The organism is Stenotrophomonas sp. 05N37 (genome assembly GCF_056397365.1).
Map to the genome: position 1 here is coordinate 45,754 of NZ_JBFTNG010000004.1, position 16,817 is coordinate 62,570.

At 69.4% G+C, this 16,817-nt stretch carries 17 protein-coding genes; 14 read left to right on the forward strand and 3 right to left on the reverse strand.

Translation table 11 applies throughout. The annotated features are described in order from the left end of the window. Positions 1-131: 131 nt before the first annotated feature. Positions 132-1,229 (reverse strand): alkene reductase, encoded by a 1,098-nt coding sequence (locus AC1DGC_RS13030; protein WP_259202904.1) that lies wholly within the window; start codon positions 1,227-1,229, stop codon positions 132-134. Positions 1,230-1,441: 212 nt separating this feature from the next. Between AC1DGC_RS13030 and AC1DGC_RS13035 the strand changes: the two genes are divergently transcribed. The 6 genes from AC1DGC_RS13035 (at position 1,442) to dld (ending at position 7,109) form a co-directional block, all read left to right on the forward strand. Then, complete coding sequence (locus tag AC1DGC_RS13035; protein ID WP_478048030.1) at positions 1,442-2,200, forward strand: SDR family NAD(P)-dependent oxidoreductase; 759 nt, start codon at positions 1,442-1,444, stop codon at positions 2,198-2,200. A gap of 128 nt (positions 2,201-2,328) precedes the next feature. Then, positions 2,329-2,787, forward strand: coding sequence for an MgtC/SapB family protein (locus tag AC1DGC_RS13040; protein WP_310439164.1), 459 nt, complete (start codon positions 2,329-2,331; stop codon positions 2,785-2,787). Then, positions 2,784-3,221 carry a VOC family protein gene (locus tag AC1DGC_RS13045; protein ID WP_259202900.1) on the forward strand — a complete coding sequence of 146 codons (438 nt, stop codon included), beginning with the start codon at positions 2,784-2,786 and terminating at the stop codon, positions 3,219-3,221. Before AC1DGC_RS13040 ends, AC1DGC_RS13045 begins: the two co-directional genes overlap by 4 nt. Before the next feature lie 251 nt (positions 3,222-3,472). Next, positions 3,473-4,237, forward strand: coding sequence for a transcriptional regulator LldR (lldR, locus tag AC1DGC_RS13050; protein ID WP_478048031.1), 765 nt, complete (start codon positions 3,473-3,475; stop codon positions 4,235-4,237). Between the two features lie 5 nt (positions 4,238-4,242). Further along, the gene (gene lldD / locus AC1DGC_RS13055; RefSeq protein ID WP_394162254.1) at positions 4,243-5,403 is read left to right on the forward strand and encodes an FMN-dependent L-lactate dehydrogenase LldD; all 1,161 of its coding nucleotides are present in this window, start codon (positions 4,243-4,245) and stop codon (positions 5,401-5,403) included. Then, entirely contained in the window at positions 5,400-7,109 is a 1,710-nt protein-coding gene (gene dld, locus AC1DGC_RS13060) for a D-lactate dehydrogenase (protein ID WP_478048032.1), read from the forward strand. The genes lldD and dld overlap by 4 nt, the downstream gene beginning before the upstream one ends. Before the next feature lie 65 nt (positions 7,110-7,174). Here the strand turns inward: dld and AC1DGC_RS13065 are convergent, their stop codons facing one another. Beyond that, positions 7,175-7,480, reverse strand: coding sequence for an I78 family peptidase inhibitor (locus tag AC1DGC_RS13065; protein ID WP_449334428.1), 306 nt, complete (start codon positions 7,478-7,480; stop codon positions 7,175-7,177). A 109-nt stretch (positions 7,481-7,589) separates the two neighbouring features. On the opposite strand from AC1DGC_RS13065, the gene AC1DGC_RS13070 reads away from it, so the two are divergent. Further along, positions 7,590-8,084, forward strand: coding sequence for a DUF1543 domain-containing protein (locus AC1DGC_RS13070; protein WP_259202895.1), 495 nt, complete (start codon positions 7,590-7,592; stop codon positions 8,082-8,084). Positions 8,085-8,091: 7 nt separating this feature from the next. Here the strand turns inward: AC1DGC_RS13070 and AC1DGC_RS13075 are convergent, their stop codons facing one another. Next, the gene (locus tag AC1DGC_RS13075; protein WP_478048033.1) at positions 8,092-8,862 is read right to left on the reverse strand and encodes a M949_RS01915 family surface polysaccharide biosynthesis protein; all 771 of its coding nucleotides are present in this window, start codon (positions 8,860-8,862) and stop codon (positions 8,092-8,094) included. A gap of 123 nt (positions 8,863-8,985) precedes the next feature. Between AC1DGC_RS13075 and AC1DGC_RS13080 the strand changes: the two genes are divergently transcribed. The 7 genes from AC1DGC_RS13080 to AC1DGC_RS13110 all read left to right on the forward strand — a co-directional run bounded on the left by AC1DGC_RS13080 (position 8,986) and on the right by AC1DGC_RS13110 (position 16,815). Next, positions 8,986-9,609 (forward strand): decarboxylase, encoded by a 624-nt coding sequence (locus AC1DGC_RS13080; RefSeq protein ID WP_394162246.1) that lies wholly within the window; start codon positions 8,986-8,988, stop codon positions 9,607-9,609. Between the two features lie 19 nt (positions 9,610-9,628). Continuing rightward, the gene (locus tag AC1DGC_RS13085; RefSeq protein ID WP_478048186.1) at positions 9,629-10,420 is read left to right on the forward strand and encodes a CDP-diacylglycerol diphosphatase; all 792 of its coding nucleotides are present in this window, start codon (positions 9,629-9,631) and stop codon (positions 10,418-10,420) included. 67 nt (positions 10,421-10,487) lie between these two features. Continuing rightward, positions 10,488-11,390: a hypothetical protein gene (locus tag AC1DGC_RS13090; protein ID WP_478048034.1), complete on the forward strand. Its 903-nt coding sequence runs from the start codon at positions 10,488-10,490 to the stop codon at positions 11,388-11,390. Positions 11,391-11,541: 151 nt separating this feature from the next. After that, positions 11,542-12,306, forward strand: coding sequence for a SapC family protein (locus AC1DGC_RS13095; protein ID WP_259202891.1), 765 nt, complete (start codon positions 11,542-11,544; stop codon positions 12,304-12,306). 381 nt (positions 12,307-12,687) lie between these two features. Continuing rightward, positions 12,688-15,417, forward strand: coding sequence for a TonB-dependent receptor (locus tag AC1DGC_RS13100; protein WP_478048035.1), 2,730 nt, complete (start codon positions 12,688-12,690; stop codon positions 15,415-15,417). A 283-nt stretch (positions 15,418-15,700) separates the two neighbouring features. Beyond that, positions 15,701-16,156, forward strand: coding sequence for an N-acetyltransferase family protein (locus AC1DGC_RS13105; RefSeq protein WP_478048036.1), 456 nt, complete (start codon positions 15,701-15,703; stop codon positions 16,154-16,156). A gap of 233 nt (positions 16,157-16,389) precedes the next feature. Then, the gene (locus AC1DGC_RS13110) at positions 16,390-16,815 is read left to right on the forward strand and encodes a hypothetical protein (RefSeq protein WP_478048037.1); all 426 of its coding nucleotides are present in this window, start codon (positions 16,390-16,392) and stop codon (positions 16,813-16,815) included. Positions 16,816-16,817: the final 2 nt, after the last annotated feature.

Here is a 16,817-nt window from a genome sequence, read left to right on the forward strand (position 1 = left end):
GTACGGCCGGCCGACGGTCGGCTCTACGGGTACAGCTGACCAACGGTCGGCTCTACGGGGTACGGCCGGCCGACGGTTGGCTTTATGGGCGCAGCCGACCAACGGTCGGCTCTACGGGGTCTGGGGCCGTGTCATGCCCCTGAGACGCTCGGGTAATCGGTGTAGCCGTGCGAGCCACCGCCGTACAGCGTGTCCGGGTCCAGCTCGGACAGGGCTACGCCGAGGCGCAGGCGTTCGACCAGGTCGGGGTTGGCGATGAAGGGGCGTCCGAAGGCGATCACGTCGGCATAGCCGGAGGCGATGGCGGCTTCGGCGGTGTCCTTGGTGTAGCCATTGTTGGCGATCCACGCGCCCTTGAACTTCGCGCGCAGCGCCGCGTAGTCGAACGCGATGTTGTCGCGTGGGCCGCCGGTGGCCCCTTCGATGACGTGGATGAAGGCCAGCGGGCCGATCGCGTCCAGGCGCTCGACGGCGCGCTCGAACAGCGGCTGCGGGTCCGAATCGTGGGCGTCGTTGGCCGGGGTCACCGGGGACAGGCGCACGCCGGTGCGCTCGGCGCCGATTTCCGAGGCGATCGCACGCACGACGTCATCGAGCAGGCGGGTGCGGTTCTCGATGCTGCCGCCGTACGCGTCGGTGCGATGGTTGCTGCCGTCGCGCAGGAACTGGTCGATCAGGTAGCCGTTGGCCGCATGCACTTCCACGCCATCGAAACCGGCGGTGATGGCATTGCGTGCGGCCTGGCGGTAGTCCTGGATCAACGCCGGGATCTCCGCCAGGTCCAGTGCGCGCGGCACCGAGACATCCTCAAAGCCCTTGGCGGTGAAGGTCTTCGCCTTGGCCTGCAGCGCGCTCGGCGCCACCGGCACCTGGCCTTCGGGCAGCAGGCTGGTGTGCGAAATGCGGCCCACGTGCCACAGCTGCAGCACGATCTTGCCGCCAGTCTCGTGCACCGCATCGGTGACCTTCTTCCACGCATCGATCTGGGCCTGGTTGTAGATCCCGGGCGTGTCCAGATAGCCCTGGCCGAGCGGGCTGATCTGCGTAGCCTCGGCGATCAGCAGGCCGGCGCTGGCGCGCTGGGCGTAGTACTGGACGGCGAGCGGATTGGGTACTCGGCCTTCGATGGCACGATTGCGGGTCAGCGGTGCCATCGCGATGCGGTTGGCCACCGCGATCGCGCCGAGGCGGGTGGGGGTGAACAACGGGCCGTCACTGGAAGAAGTCATGTGCAATACCTTGGGGGAGGGCGCTGCCGGATGTGCAGCGTGGACAGACAGGATGTGGATGTACGCGAACCAGCATAGGGGCAGCTGCGTTGCAGCGATGGGAAGCATTGTTGCGACGTCCCGCGTGCACGTTCTGTAACGCCTCGCAGGCGTACCGTCGTGCCAGGTGCAGGCGATGCCTGCCGGCAGTTTCCAACCAGAGGTACAACGCGATGATTGATTATCAGCTCACGGGCAAGGTGGCGATCGTGACCGGCGGGGTGTCGGGCATCGGCCTGGCCGCCGCAGAACTGCTGGCCGCGTCCGGCGCGGCGGTGGCGGTGTGGGACCTGAAGGACGACGCGGTGCAGAAGACGGCCGACGCGCTGCGCGCCAAGGGTGCCAAGGCGATCGGCATCGCACTGGATGTCACCGACGAGCAGGCCGTCGAGGCGGCGGTCAAGCAGACCGTGCAGGCCTTGGGCGGGCTGGACATCGCCGTCAACAACGCCGGCATCGGCGGTCCGTCCGCCAGCAGCGGCGACTATCCGGTGGACGGCTGGAAGCGGGTGATCGATGTGAACCTCACCAGCGTCTTCCTGTGCCAGCGCGCGCAGATCCAGGCGATGCGCACGGCCGGCAAGGGCGGCAGCATCATCAACATGGCCTCGATCCTGGGCCAGGTGGGCTTCAACAATTCGGCCGCCTACGTGGCGGCCAAGCATGGTGTGGTGGGGCTGACCCAGACCGCGGCCTGGGAGCATGCCGGCGACCGGATCCGGGTCAACGCGGTGGGCCCGGGCTTCATCGCCACGCCGCTGCTGGAGAAGATGGACCCGACGGTAAAGAAGGCGCTGGAGGGCAAGCATGCGCTGGGCCGGCTCGGCCAGCCCGACGAGGTGGCGGCACTGGTGGCCTGGCTGGCCAGTGACGATGCGAGCTTCGCCACCGGCACCTATTACGCCATCGACGGCGGCTACCTGGCGCAGTAAGCCGGGTCCCGCACCGGTCATGCTTCAGCCACAACGCCGCATGACCGTGCACGCCTACCTCACACGTCCCTTCACGGGCTTGCCACGGCGCTCGCGCAAGGCTGGAGCGAACAGGCGAGGACGTGCGGATGGGATGGGAACAGGATCTATCGATATTGCTGCGGATAGGTGCAGCGATGGTGTTCGGCGGGCTGATCGGCATCGAGCGCGAGATGGGCAAGCATGCGGCGGGTTTGCGCACGCACATGCTCATCGCCGGCGCTGCGGCATTGATCGTGGGCCTGGGCGACAGCATTGCCGAACACTTCCAGCAGGAGCGCTACCGCGACCTGTTGCAGGTTGATCCGGTGCGACTGATCGAAGCGGTGGTGGCGTGCGTCGGCTTCGTCGCCGCCGGCACCATCCTGCGCGGCACGCGCGATGACCAGGTGAGTGGGTTGACCACGGCCAGTTCGTTGATCATGTCCGCCGCGATCGGCATCGCGGTGGGTATCGGTGAGTACGTGATCGCCATCGGCGTCAGCATCCTGTGCCTGATCGTGCTGGCGGTCTTCAGCCGTGTCGCCAAGAAACTGGAGTCCTCATGAGCAGCGATCGCCCCTTCGAGATCCAACGTATCGACCACGTGGTGCTGCGCGTGCAGGACCTGCCCCGTGCCGTGGCCTTCTACCGCGATGTGCTCGGCTGCACGGTGGCGCGCGAGCGGCCATCACTGGGCATGGTGCACCTGCATGCCGGGGCATCGATGATCGACCTGATCGGCATCGATGGAAAGCTGGGCAAGCCGGGCGGGGCGGCGGCGGGTGCCGAGGGGCGCAACCTGGAGCATGTGTGCCTGCGCGTGGAGCCCTTCGATGTGGAGCAATTGCGGGCGCACCTGCAGACGCACGGGGTGGCATTGAGCGGCAAGCCGGAGAGCCACTTCGGCGCGGAAGGGGATGGGGTGTCGGTCTACCTGCGCGATCCCGACGGCAATGGCGTGGAGTTGAAAGGGCCGGCGAGCGACTGCGGCTGTAGTTAATGGTCCTACCAATAACGGGCGACTGCGCTGTGGTTTAATGGGTGGGTGCCGCGAAGTCGACATGCTTCGCGGGCGCCCCCCGGGTAACGCGGATTATTGGTAATACCAATGACGGGGCCCGGCGGGCATCCCGGCCGGTGTCCTCGCGCACCGGCCGCCCTCCGTTTCTGATGAGATCCGCCGATGCAGTCCCGCCACGTCCTGGATGTGACCCCTCCCAGCCATGGACGCACGCGCCTGCCGGTGCGGGCATGAAGGCCGATCGCGTCTCCGACAGGGTGGCCGCGCAGCTGCGCTCGCTGGTCCACGCGCAACAGTTGCAGCCCGGCGACCGGCTGCCGGCCGAGCGCACGCTGGCCGTGCAGTTGGGCGTGTCGCGCACCGCGCTGCGCGAGGCGATCGCGCAGCTGTCCAGCCAGGGCCTGCTCACCGCCCGGGTGGGCGGCGGCACGTTCGTGAGCGAGCCGACGGCGCAGGCGCGCGCGGCCATCGATGCCCCGTTGCTGCCGTACCTGCCGGTGTTCCAGGGCGATCCAGCCTACCGTTTCGACGTGCTCGAGATCCGCCACGCGCTTGAAGGTGCGGCCGCCTGGCATGCCGCGTTGCGCGCCACCGATGCCGATCATGCGCGTATCCGCGCCGCGTTCGACACGCTCATGGCCGCGCATGGCCGGGACGATCCGGCGGGTGAGGCGCGCGCCGATGCCGGGTTCCACCTGGCCATCGCCGAGGCGGCGCACAACCTGGTGCTGCTGCAGGTGATGCGCGGCCTGTTCGAGCTGTTGCAGACCAATATCTCGCAGAGCCGCGCCATGCTCTTTGCCTCCCCGCGCACGTCCGAGCCGCTGTCGGCGCAGCACCGCGAGATGATGGAGGCGGTGCTGGCCGGCGACCCCGAGCGTGCGCGTGCCGCCGCGCATGCGCACCTGGAATACGTGCACGCCGCGCTGCGCACGCTCGACGACAACGACGCCCGGCGCGCACGCGCCTCACGGCTCCCTGCTGCCCACCGTTGACCGCCATGATCATCTCCGCCTCCACCGACTACCGTGCCGCCGCCCAGCGCCGGCTGCCTCCGTTCCTGTTCCATTACATCGACGGTGGCGCGTACGCCGAACACACGCTGCGCCGCAATGTGGCCGACCTGGCCGATATCGCGCTGCGCCAGCGGGTGCTGCGCGACATGGGCGCGCTGAGCCTGGAGACCGAGCTGTTCGGTGAGCGGCTGGCGATGCCGGTGGCACTGGGGCCGGTCGGGTTGACCGGCATGTATGCGCGTCGCGGTGAGGTGCAGGCGGCGCGTGCGGCGGCCAGCCGCGGCATCCCGTTCACCCTGTCCACCGTGTCGGTCTGCCCGATCGAGGAAGTGGCCCCGGCGATCGAGCGGCCGATGTGGTTCCAGCTGTACGTGCTCAAGGACCGCGGTTTCATGCGCAACGCGCTGGAGCGAGCCAGGGCGGCCGGGGTGACCACGCTGGTGTTCACCGTGGACATGCCCACGCCGGGCGCGCGCTACCGCGACGCACACTCGGGCATGAGTGGTCGCAACGCCGCGGCGCGGCGCATGCTGCAGGCGCTCACCCATCCGCGCTGGTCCTGGGACGTGGGCCTGCGTGGCCGCCCGCATGACCTGGGCAACATCTCCACCTACCGTGGCAGCCCGACCGGGTTGGCCGACTACATCGGCTGGCTGGGCGACAACTTCGACCCCTCCATTTCGTGGCGGGACCTGGAATGGATCCGCGCATTCTGGACCGGGCCGATGGTGATCAAGGGCATCCTGGATCCCGAGGATGCGCGCGATGCGGTGCGCTTCGGCGCTGACGGCATCGTGGTCTCCAACCACGGCGGGCGCCAGCTCGATGGCGTGCTGTCCAGTGCGCGGGCACTGCCGGCGATCGCCGATGCGGTCAAGGGCGAGCTGAAGATCCTGGCCGATTCAGGCATCCGCAACGGGCTGGACGTAGTGCGCATGCTCGCGCTGGGGGCCGACAGCGTGCTGCTGGGTCGCGCGTTCGTCTACGCGTTGGCGGCGCGGGGCGAGGAGGGCGTGGCCCATCTGCTGGACCTGTTCGCCAGGGAGATGCGCGTGGCGATGACGCTGACCGGCGCCCGCACCATCGCCGAGATCAGTCGGGATTCCCTGGTGGACGCCAGCCGCCGCGCCGCAGGTGCGCCATGAGCGGTGCGGGCGACGGCACGGCGGGATTGCTGGCGCGATTGCGCGACATCGTCGGCGCCGCGCACGTGTTGAGCGGCGACAGGCCGACCCGGCGGTTCCGCACGGGCTACCGTTTCGGCGACGGCCCGGTGCTGGCGGTGGTGCGCCCCGGCACGCTGGTGGAGCAGTGGCGCGTATTGCAGGCGATCGTGGCGGCCCAGGCAATCGTGATCATGCAGGCCGCCAATACCGGGCTGACCGGCGGCTCCACGCCGGACGGCAGCGACTACGATCGCCCGGTGGTGATCATCAACACGCTGCGCCTGACCGGCATCCAGCTGCTCAACGCGGGCCACCAGGTGGTGTGCCTGCCCGGTGCCACCCTGGACCGGCTGGAGCAGGTGCTGGCACCGCTGGACCGCGAGCCGCATTCGGTGATCGGGTCGTCCTGCATCGGCGCCTCGGTCCTGGGCGGGGTCTGCAACAACTCCGGTGGTGCGCTGGTGCGGCGCGGGCCGGCCTACACCGAGATGGCGTTGTTCGCCCAGGTGGATGCGCAGGGGCGGCTGCAGCTGGTCAACCACCTGGGCATCGCCCTGGGTGATGAACCGGAGCAGATCCTGGACCGGCTGCAGCGCGGCGACTACCGCGAGGCCGATGTCGACAATGCCACGGGACGCGCCGCCGCCGATCCGCGGTACGCCGCGCAGGTGCGCCAGGTCGACGCGCCCACGCCGGCCCGTTACAACGCCGATCCCTCGCGCCATTACGAAGCGGCCGGTTCGGCTGGCAAGCTGGCGGTGTTCGCGGTGCGCCTGGATACCTTCGCGCGCGAGCCGGCGGAGGTGTTCTACATCGGCAGCAACGCGATGGAGGATCTGACCGGGATCCGCCGGCACCTGCTGACCGCCTTCGAGCGCCTGCCGATTTCCGGCGAATACCTGCATCGGGAGGCCTTCGACATCGGTGCGCGCTATGGCAAGGACACCTTCCTGCTGATCGATCGGCTGGGCACGGCGCGGGTGCCGGCGGCATTCGCGCTGAAGAGCCGGATCGACGGGGCGTTCGAGTCGATCGGTCTGCGCGGCGTCACCGACCGGGTGATCCAGGCGCTGGTACGGCGGCTGCCGGACCACCTGCCGCCACGCATGACGCAGTTCCGTGACCGTTACGAGCACCACCTGCTGCTGAAGGTCTCCGCGCTGGATGCGGCGGCCACCGAGGCGTTCCTGCGCAGCTGCCTGGAGCAGCGCGAGGGTGACTTCTTCCGCTGTACGCCCGAGGAAGGACGCAAGGCCTTCCTGCATCGTTTCGCGGTCGCCGGCGCGGCGGTGCGTTATCGCGCGGTGCATCGCGATACGGTGCAGGACATCGTGGCGCTGGACGTGGCGCTGCGCCGCGACGACCGGCAGTGGGTGGAGCAGCTGCCGGCCGAACTGGATGCGCGGCTGGCCGGCAAGCTGTACTACGGGCATTTCTTCTGCCACGTGTTCCACCAGGACTACATCGTACGCAAGGGCGAAGATCCGCTGGCGATCGAACACGCGATGTGGGCGTTGCTGGACCAGCGCGGCGCGGAATACCCGGCCGAGCACAATGTCGGCCACCTGTATCCGGCCAAGCCGGCGCTGGCGGCGTTCTACCGCGGGTTGGACCCCACCAACGTGTTCAATCCCGGCATCGGCCAGACCCCGAAGACGCACGGCTGGGGCGGCTGCAAGCCGTAGCGCCGCCCCTTGGGGGCCGCGGGGGATCGCCGACGCCGGATGGCGCAGCCACGCGTGGCGTGGCGCTACTCGCAGCGTACGGCGGTGATCACGTTGTCCTTGTCGATGAACACGCGCAGGCGATCCTGGCGGAGGTCGCGGGTGGTGATCGTGCCGGGGCCGATCGGATTGACCAGGCCGGCGCCGCTCTGTGCGGAGAGCTTGCGCATGGTGGCTTCGCTGGCCGGCTGGCCGACGGCCCAGTCCAGGCCGGCGCCCTTGCACAGCCCCGGGCCCTTGACCTCCGGTCCGGGGGTGCTGACGCAGGCGCCCAGCGCAAGGCTGGACAGGGCGGCGAGGGTGGGGGCCACGAGGCGGGGAAGGGCTGGCATGCGGTCGCTCCTGCGGGGTCTGCTGCCGAAGATACCACCGCCGGCCCCTGCGTCGCGTGGGCGCGGGGCTACACTACGGCCCGTTGGAAACACTCCGGGAGACAGCGCAGTGCTGCACGTGTTCATGCTGGGCGGGCGCCACCCCCAGGCGCGGATCGAAATCCATGACGTGGCCTTCGCCAACGTCGAGCGGATCGAGGACGCCTACCCGCAGCTGCGCCGCGACTGGTTCGGCCAGGCCAAGGGCCTGCACGTGGACGGCTGGCTGGCGGTGGACGGGATCGACGGCTACCAGGTGCGCTTCGGCGATGCCGCGCCGGCCGCAGGCGCGCCGCGCCTGTACTTCGTCAACCTGGGCGGCTACGTGCCGCACTCGCTCGGCGAAGCGCACGACTACCTGCTGCTGGTCGCCGACGACGACGGGGAGGCCCGGCGCAAGGCCCGGCAGCGCCGCGATGCAAGCTGGATCAAGCCGCATACCGACGCCTTGCTGGACGTGGACGACTGCATCGCCATCGACCAGGTCGGCGGCCGCTACGTACAGTTGCTGCCCGGCCCGCACCTGGGCATCGCATTGGCCAGCGACTACATCGTGATCGGCTGACGGGCGCTTACGGGGCGTCGCCGTTGCCGTCGTTGTCGCCGTCTGGCACCGGCAGCACCCGCACCGCGTCCCACACGGCGTCCAGGTGCTGGCGGAACGCGATCGGCGCCGCGGCCAGCGCGGGGTCGTCCTGGCGCTCGCCGCCGAACGGTTCCTCCCCGGGGACGCTGACCAGCGACTCGCCTTCGATGCCGTAGCTGCGCGCGCCGTCGATCAGGGTGATGTGGATCGCCTGCGGGTCCACGCCGCCGCCGCAGAAGGTGTGGCTGGCCAGGGTGATTTCCGCCTGCCCATCGCCGTCCAGATCGGTGGCGCCCACCTGGTCCAGCAGCCAGCCGGCGTCCAGGTCCAGCCCCGGGCAGGGCACGCGGATCTCGCGCTGCCAGCGCTGGCGGTAGCCCGGCGCGTCGGTGCGCTCGAGCAGGGTGGCGCTCAGCACGGCGACGGCGAGGGTGTCGCCGGGGGTGTCCGGGTCGGCTTCTTCGCGGTCGGCGCGTTCCACTACCAGCAGGCCCTCGCCATGCCGATCGCGGAAGCGCACCGGCATGCGCTTCCCGCCCAGGCCAAGCGCCTGCGCCTGGGCGGCGGACAACCCAGGCAAGGTCTGGAAGGCCGCACTGGCGGGCGCAGTCGCGGGCACGGTCGCGGCCCCGGCGGGCACTGTCGCCGGCGCCGGCGGCGGCAACGGTGCCGCACCACAACTGGCAAGCAGCATCGCCGCGGTGAGTGACAGACAGGCGGGATGCAGTCGCATCCGGAGCGGGTGGGGAAGGGGCATGGGCAATCCGTTGCGTGGCAGCGCCGATGATCGCGCGAACGGTGCCCGGCACGCCAGCATTGCTCCCTCCGAGCCGCTGGCGCATAGTGTCGCGGCAATGTGAAGACGCGATGGATGATGATGATGTTCGAGGGGATGTTCGCAGGCCGCCTGGCCCTGCTGTTGGCTGCTGCCTTGGTGGGCACCTCCGCCGCGTCGGCGGCCGAGCCGCTGGTGGGCGGCTGGCGCAACCTGCATTCGGCCAGTGGGGCCGAGCCGATGCTGCGCGACGTGCCGTTCGCGGTGTTGCCGCGCGCGGCGACCGAGGGCGATCGCTTCGCCATCCTGGACCGCGAGTCCAAACGCGTGGTGTGCTGCCTGGTGGTGGACAGCCCGCGGCTGGACGCGATCGCGCTTGAAACCCGCTACCGCCTGCCTGGCGTCTGGATCGCCGACCTGACCGGGGACGAGGCCTACAACCGTCGCCGTGGCGAACCGCACGTCTACGCGATGAAGCGCGTGGACGACCTGGTCGACTATGCCTACAGCGATGCACCCGAGGCCTACAGCGATCTGGGCGGGCTGCTGTTGCCGGCCGATGCCGGCATGGACGCGTCCGGCACGCTCACCCTGGGCGCGGACCGCTACCGCCTGCAGTTCACGTCGCTGCCGTTCGCCGACGAGAACGGTGCGCTCGACCGCTATACCCTGCAGCCCGCCGGCAGCGCCCCGGCGCTGGTGGTGGAAGTGCCGTTCAGTACCTACTGAGCGGGCGAGGGGGTCGATGGTGAGGGTACGTTCGGTGTGGTTGATCGCGTGTGCGTGGCTGGTGGGCTGTGCCACGCCCGCGCCGGTGGCGCCGGCCAAGCCGCCACCGAACCCGGATGCGCTGTGGGGGTTGATCCAGCGCGACTGCATCGGGCCGGGCACGCCCCGGGGCGATTGCCTGGCGGTGGAGACAGCGCCGGCGCGCCGCGACGTGGTGTTCAAGGACGCGCACGGGGACTACCAGTTCCTGCTGATGCCGCTGGACAAGGTGAGCGGCATCGAGAACCCCGCGTTGCTGCGCGCCGGCGCGCCCAATTACTTCGCCAGTGCGTGGGACGCACGCTGGCGTACCGCGCTGGCGTTGGGACGGCCGTTGCCGCGCGAGGTGGCCAGCCTGGCGTTGAACTCGCCACATGGGCGCTCGCAGCACCAGTTGCACATCCACATCGACTGCCTGCGCGCGGACGTGCTGGCGCAGCTGGCGCGGATGGGGGAGGGCATCGATACGCGCTGGAAGCCACTGCCGGAGCCGCTGCGCGGCCATGTTTACCAGGCGCGCCGCGTGCAGGGGGCGACGCTGCAGGTGGACCCGATCCAGCTGCTGGCCGGTGAACTGGCCGGCGCGCAGGACATGGGCCATTGGTCGCTGGTGGTCAGCGGCGCACACGACCGTGACGGCCAGCCCGGCTTCCTGCTGCTGGCCACGCGCATGGACGAGGCCGCCGGCAACGATGCCAGCGGCGAAGAACTGCAGGATCACGCATGCGCCGCGGTGACCGGTGCGGACGGGCCGCTGGACGGCGTGCGCTGAGCCACCGCATCGCTGGGCTATCATGCCGCCTCTCGACACGCGCCCTGCGGCGCGCAGGATGCGATCCATGGCAAGGAAGCGTGACCCGTTGTTCTCCCGTCTGACCCTGCTCGCGCTGCTTGCGCTGGCCACTGACGCGGCCCTCGCCGCCCGCCCCGCCGATGGGTTTGCCGACCGCGCCGGCAACCGGCTGGAGGCGCTGATCGAGCAACCGGCGCCGACCGCGCCGGACGCCGATGATCGCGACGCCTCGCCGCGTTACTGCAGTGCCGACCACCAGTGGTGCGTGCGTACCCGCGCCGACGCCGGGGGCGGCACCGCCCAGTTGGAGGTGGAGCATCATGTGGCCGGCGACGCCGAGCCGCGCATGCGCTTTGTGCCGCTGACCGGCCTCACCGAGTCCGGAAGCGTGCGGCCATGGCCGTTCATCGTGCGCATGGCGCCGGGCATCGGTGCGCCGCAGGTGCCGGCCGATCCGGCCCAGGCACGCCTGCAGAACGTGCTGGTCGGCGTGCTCGACGAAGCCACCACCGGCTACTCCGGCGGCGGTGCCAGTGCCTCAACGGTGCGGCTGACCCGGATCTACCACCAGGACGACGGCGTCCAGGTGGACGCGGACGTGCTGGTCCTGCCCGCTGACGGCAACGCGTCGATCCGGGCCTGTTTCAGCGCAGCCGACACCACGCAGCGGGCGGGTGCCTGCCATGACGAGTACACCTTCTCGGCGGACGTGACGCTGGACCCGGCCGGGCAGGGCATGCCGGTGCTGCGCTACCGCACCACCGCCACCCGCTACCCGGCGGGGGTCTCGCGGCGCGAGGATTCGCTGGCCAAGCCGCCGCTGCGGCGCAAGGACCTGCGTACCGAGACCGTGGCGGCCTGCTCGTTCCTGCGCGTCCTGCACTTCGATGGCACCCGTTACCAACCCGATTCGCCGTTGCCGGACTGTGCCGATTACACCGGGCTCTAGAGGGCGACGCCGCGGCGCCAATTCAGGCCGGATGCAGGGGCCCTGTTGTCCAGGGCCGCACATTCGTCATGGAGCCACGCTATAGTTGCCGATCAATGCGGTGCCCGCTTTCGCGCCCGGGCTGTCTGGCGCGTCGTACCTGACTTATTCCATGACTGCTGAAACGACTACTCCGCCGGCTCCGGCCCAGGCTTCCAGCCCGCTGTTCTACCGCGAGCCGCTGCCGCTGCAATCGGACAAGCACGCCAACTGGCGCCTGGTGCAGGGCACCGTGTCCTTCGCCGCCGAAACCAACGCCATCCCGGCAGTGGTGGGTGAATTCGGCCTGGCCGCGCAGCACTTCCCGATCCTGTTCACCGGCAACGATGCCGCCCCGATCGTGGCCGTGGGCCTGGCCCGCAACAACCTGTTCATCGACGGCGACAAGTGGGCCCAGGACACCTACGCACCCGCGTACGTGCGCCGTTACCCGTTCGTGTTCATGCAGGGCGAACCGGACAGCGATTACATGCTGGCGATCGACGCCGGTGCCGAACACGTCAACCAGGGCACCAGCGAAGAAGGCGAGCCGCTGTTCGTGGACGGCAAGCCGACCGAACTGCTCGACAACGCCATGCGGTTCTGCGGCGACTTCACCCGCGAGCATGAGCTGACCCGTCAGTTCAGCGCGGCGATCAAGGCCCAGGACCTGCTGATCGATCGCAGCATCGATGTGACGTTGAACAACGGCGAGCAGATGTCGGTCAACGGCTTCCAGGTGGTGGACGTGGAAAAGCTGGCCAAGCTGCCCGACGACGTCGTCCTGGCCTGGCACCGCAACGGCTACCTGGCGCTGGTGCACCACCACCTGAGCTCGCTGGCGCGCTTCAACGCGCTGGTGCAGCGGCAGAGCCTGCAGGCCGCTGCCAAGGCCTGACCGGCCTGGCAAGGCGTTGCAGCGAAACGGCGGCCGCAGGGCCGCCGTTTCTGTTTTGCATCCCGGCGCTGCCGCGGCGCCCGCACTGCGGCTGGTCGGGACCCTGCAGCATCTGCAGCAACAGCGCGCCGTAGGCGGCGCGGTCGTCGGGAAGAGACACGGGATGGTTCCGCAACGACGTGGCGCCACGTCGACGCAGCAGCCGGCAAGGCATCGCACGCGCGGGCCACGCGCGATGGGCCTTAGGCGGAAAGCCGATATGCATATCGCGGGCGATCATTTCCGGGGCGGGTGCCCATTCAGCAGACTGGCGCGCCCTCCGGCCCCCCTGCGGCAATGGCTTGCCCGCACCGGAGCGACTCTCCCCATCCTGGAACCTGCATGTCTTTGCTTCGTCGTCCGTTGCGCCTGCGTCCCCTGGTCGTGTCCCTGCTGCCGCTGCTTGGCATCAGCCCGCTGGCGCTCGCCGCCGAGGGCGCCGCCCCCACCGAACTGGAGGCGGTCAAAATCACCGGCTCGCGCATTCCGCGTGCCAGCGTAGAAGGCCCCTCCCCGGTCACCGTGATCACCCAGCAGCAGATCGAGGCGCAGGGCTACCGCAGCGCCTTCGAAGCGCTCAGCGCACTGACCGAGAACACGGGCAGCGTGCAGGGCGAGGACTTCGGCAATACCTTTACTCCGGCCGCCAACACCATCAACCTGCGCGGCCTCGGCCCCAACCGCACCCTGGTGCTGGTCAACGGGCGTCGCCAGTCGGACTACCCGCTGGCCTACGAAGGCTCGGTCAACGTGGTCAACCTGGCCAATATCCCCAGCGCGCTGATCGACCGCATCGAGGTGCTCACCGGTGGCGCGTCGGCGGTGTACGGCTCGGACGCGATCGCCGGCGTGGTCAACATCATCCTGAAGAAGACCTACGAAGGGGTGGGCATCAACCTCAAGGCCGGCACCACCGGGCAGGGCGGCGGCGACAACCAGCGACTGCAGGTGGTCGGCGGCAGTTCGAGCGACCAGTGGGACGCGATCTTCGGCCTGGAGATCGCCAATCGCAAGGCGATCTACGGCTCGCAGCGCGACTTCATGGATTCGCTGACCGACGACCCGCGCGGCGTGGCCCCGTTGCCGACCGCCGTGGCTTATCGGCGCAACGCCAGCACCAGCACCTACATCGACCCGGGCCTGGCCGGCTGCGATGCCAGCGCCGGCCTGTACGGTGGCAGCGTGTTCCGGGCGCAGAACCCGCGGCAAGGCGCGTACTGCGGCAGCAACGAGGCCGCGGCCACCTTCTGGACCGTGCAGACCGAGAAGCGCAACATCGATGCCTACAGCGCGTTGACCTGGCGCCTCAACGACCGCCAGGAGCTGTTTGCCGACGTGGCCATCGGCACTGCGCGCATCTACAACAACACCCGTGCGCCCAGCTGGACGTCGTCGCGCAACTATTTCTACAACCAGGCCAGCGGCCAGCTGGAAAGCTGGTATCGCCGTTTCGCGCCGGAGGAGATCGGTGGCGTACAGCGCAACGCCAACCGGTTCCTGGAGACCTCGTGGTCGTTCAACGTCGGCGCGCGCGGCAGCCTGGGCAGCTCGGACTGGGACTATGAAGCGGCCTACAGCCGTTCGCGTTACGAAAACCGCACGCGCCGCCCGGTGCTGCTGGCCGGCATCAACGACTACCTGCTCGGGCCGAAGCTGGGCACCCGCAACGGCGTGGATGTGTATGCCCCGGACCCGGCGCGGCTGTACCAGCCGTTGACCCCGAACGAGTACGCCGACCTCTCGGCCACCCAGGAAAGCCGCAACGCGGCGTGGCTGCAGGCGGCCACCTTCAGCGTCAACGGGCAGCTGTTCGATCTGCCCGGTGGACGTGCCGCGCTGGCGGCGGTGCTGGAAGCGGGCAGCCAGGGCTACAACAACCGGCCGGACCCGCGCCTGGCTACCGGCGAAGTCTGGAACACCAGCGCCGGCATCCCGGCCGGCGGCGAGCGTGACCGCTATGCGGCCGGCGTGGAACTGCAGTTGCCGCTGCTGGAACGCCTGACCGCCACGGTGGCCGGTCGTTACGACCAGTACCGCGCGGCCGGCGACCACATCGGCAAGGCCACCTGGAGCGCCGGGTTGGAGTTCCGCCCGATCGACACGCTGCTGCTGCGCGCGAGCGCGGCCACCAGCTTCCGCGCGCCGGACATGAACTACGTGTTTGCCAGCGAAACCCGCGGCTACAACCCGGGCATGACCGACTACTGGCGCTGCCGCAGTGCCGGCCAGGCGTATGACGACTGCGACTACAGCGGCCTGTCCATCGACTACACCAGCGGCGCCAATCCGCAGCTGCAGCCGGAGACGGCCACGTCCTATGGCGCAGGGTTTGTGTGGTCGCCATCGCCGAATGTCGACTTCACCGCCGACTACTACGACATCCGCATCGACCAGGAAGTGACCAACCTGGATTCCTCGCGGATCCTGCGCGACGAAGCCGATTGCCGCCTCGGCCAGACCGTGGGCGGGGAAGCGCGCGACATCAACTCGGCGCAGTGCCAGGACGCGCTGTCGCGGGTGATCCGCAACCCGGCCGACGCCGCGGTGCAACCCAACCAGGTGGTACGCGTGTTGATCAACCCGGTCAACGCCGCCTCCGAGTCGGTGCGCGGCATCGACCTGAAGGCGAACACGCGCTGGGATGCCGGCCGTTACGGCCAGTTCTCCGCGCGGCTGGCCTATTCGCTGGTGATCGACCACGAGTACCGCCAGTTCGCCGAGGACGAGGCGATCAACCAGCGCAACTCGCTGGATTCCTACCAGTGGCGCAGCAAGGTCAACGGCAGCGTGACCTGGGCGATCAACGACTGGACCGCCACCCTGTACGGCATCCGTTACGGCTCGCTGCCCAAGACCGATGGCAGTGGTCGCATCGCCCCTTACATGACCTACAACGCCAGCGTGTACCGCAGGCTCACGGACAACGCGAGCGTGGGCCTGATCGTCAACAACCTGCGCGACAGTCGGCCCCCGGCGGACAGGAACGGTGGGGGCTGGCCGTTCTATCCGGTCGGCAACTACGACCCGTATGGCCGTCAGCTGTGGCTGGAGTTCGATTACCGCTTCCTGTAATCGGCGCGCTGCTGTGATCGCAGCAGAGGCCCGGCATCGCCGGGCCTCTGTGTGCGCAGCTTGGGTCCAGGTGCGACATCCACCGCCACCCGGTGACGGCAACAGCGACATCGACAGGGCAATCAGCACGCCGGTGTCGCGGAGCGTGTCCAACCACGCGGCATCCACGTGCAGCGTCGGGTTGCTCCATGCCGTCGTGCAGCCGATGGCGCCAACGGCGCGGCGTGGACGGCGCCATCCGCGCTATTGTCCGCGTTCGAATCATCCATCAGGACGCCGCTGCATGCCCATTACCTACCGCACCGCCATCGCCGACGATGCCGCCGATTGCATCGACCTGCGCGGTCGCACCCGCGAGAACGCATTCTCGGCGGCGCAACTGGCGGCACTGGGCATCACCGCGGAGAGCTGGGCGGAGGGCATCGCGCAGGGTGGGTTTCCCGGCCACGTGGCCGAGGTCGACGGACGCATGGTCGGCTACTGCTTCGGTGATCGCGACAGTGGCGAGATCATCGTGCTGGCGTTGCTGCCGGACTGGGAGGGCAAGGGCATCGGCAAGGCGCTGCTGGCGCGGATGGTCGAGGATTTCCGCGGCTGGGGATTCGCACGTCTGTTCCTGGGGTGCGCGGCCGATCCCGCGGTGCGCTCGCACGGGTTCTATCGCCACCTGGGATGGCGGCCGACCGGGGAAATCGATGACCTGGGCGATGAGGTCCTGGAGTTGCGCCTGGCAGTGTGATCGTTTCGATGTTTGAGGTCGGATAGTCCGCACGGCGCGGTAGGTGCAAGGCCCGCCGCCGCGGAAACGCCACCTGCGTCGCGGTAGCGGCAGTGCGTACGCGGGATGCTGGCGGCCGGTCAGGGAGACTGCCGATGCCATCGCGATCTACAGCACGACCCGTTGTCTGCTTCTTGCTTTGGACGCTTGCGCTGATGCCCGCAGGCTCAGCAGCGCCGGCGCCCACGCCCGAAGTGCAGCAGATCCATAAATGCCGGGTGGATGGTGTGGCCACCTTCCAGCGCCATGCCTGCGCCGACGGCCAGGCCGAGCAGGCCTGGGAGGTGGACGTGGTGCCGGCCGAGCGCCGGCACGCGGCACGGATCGAGGCGATCCGCCGCGAGTTGCTCGCGCGCAAGCGGGCGCTGGAGGCCGAGCGCGCGCCACCGCATCAGCATCACCATCAGCATCGCCGGCCACGCCCGGCACGCCGTGACGGCAGTGCGCCCAGGCGGCGCGCACGGGCAACCCCCGGCGCGGTCATTTCGCTGCATCAGCAGCCGCGCGCGTGCGCAACGGCCCGAGGCCAGCGTGAGCGGGCGTACGCCCGGGCAGGGATGACGCGGCGCTTCGCGCCGAGCCGGCAGATGGACGACCGCGTGTACGCCGCGTGCCGGTGACG

Excerpts from the sequence above, each read along its gene's own strand:
- AC1DGC_RS13090 (WP_478048034.1), top strand. The coding sequence starts at position 10,488 with ATGGCAAGGAAGCGTGACCCGTTGTTCTCCCGTCTGACCCTGCTCGCG.
- AC1DGC_RS13100 (WP_478048035.1), top strand. The coding sequence starts at position 12,688 with ATGTCTTTGCTTCGTCGTCCGTTGCGCCTGCGTCCCCTGGTCGTGTCC.
- AC1DGC_RS13030 (WP_259202904.1), bottom strand. The coding sequence starts at position 1,229 with ATGACTTCTTCCAGTGACGGCCCGTTGTTCACCCCCACCCGCCTCGGC.
- lldD (WP_394162254.1), top strand. The coding sequence starts at position 4,243 with ATGATCATCTCCGCCTCCACCGACTACCGTGCCGCCGCCCAGCGCCGG.
- AC1DGC_RS13045 (WP_259202900.1), top strand. The coding sequence starts at position 2,784 with ATGAGCAGCGATCGCCCCTTCGAGATCCAACGTATCGACCACGTGGTG.
- AC1DGC_RS13095 (WP_259202891.1), top strand. The coding sequence starts at position 11,542 with ATGACTGCTGAAACGACTACTCCGCCGGCTCCGGCCCAGGCTTCCAGC.
- AC1DGC_RS13105 (WP_478048036.1), top strand. The coding sequence starts at position 15,701 with ATGCCCATTACCTACCGCACCGCCATCGCCGACGATGCCGCCGATTGC.
- AC1DGC_RS13080 (WP_394162246.1), top strand. The coding sequence starts at position 8,986 with ATGTTCGAGGGGATGTTCGCAGGCCGCCTGGCCCTGCTGTTGGCTGCT.
- AC1DGC_RS13075 (WP_478048033.1), bottom strand. The coding sequence starts at position 8,862 with ATGCCCCTTCCCCACCCGCTCCGGATGCGACTGCATCCCGCCTGTCTG.
- AC1DGC_RS13035 (WP_478048030.1), top strand. The coding sequence starts at position 1,442 with ATGATTGATTATCAGCTCACGGGCAAGGTGGCGATCGTGACCGGCGGG.
- dld (WP_478048032.1), top strand. The coding sequence starts at position 5,400 with ATGAGCGGTGCGGGCGACGGCACGGCGGGATTGCTGGCGCGATTGCGC.
- AC1DGC_RS13065 (WP_449334428.1), bottom strand. The coding sequence starts at position 7,480 with ATGCCAGCCCTTCCCCGCCTCGTGGCCCCCACCCTCGCCGCCCTGTCC.
- lldR (WP_478048031.1), top strand. The coding sequence starts at position 3,473 with ATGAAGGCCGATCGCGTCTCCGACAGGGTGGCCGCGCAGCTGCGCTCG.
- AC1DGC_RS13040 (WP_310439164.1), top strand. The coding sequence starts at position 2,329 with ATGGGATGGGAACAGGATCTATCGATATTGCTGCGGATAGGTGCAGCG.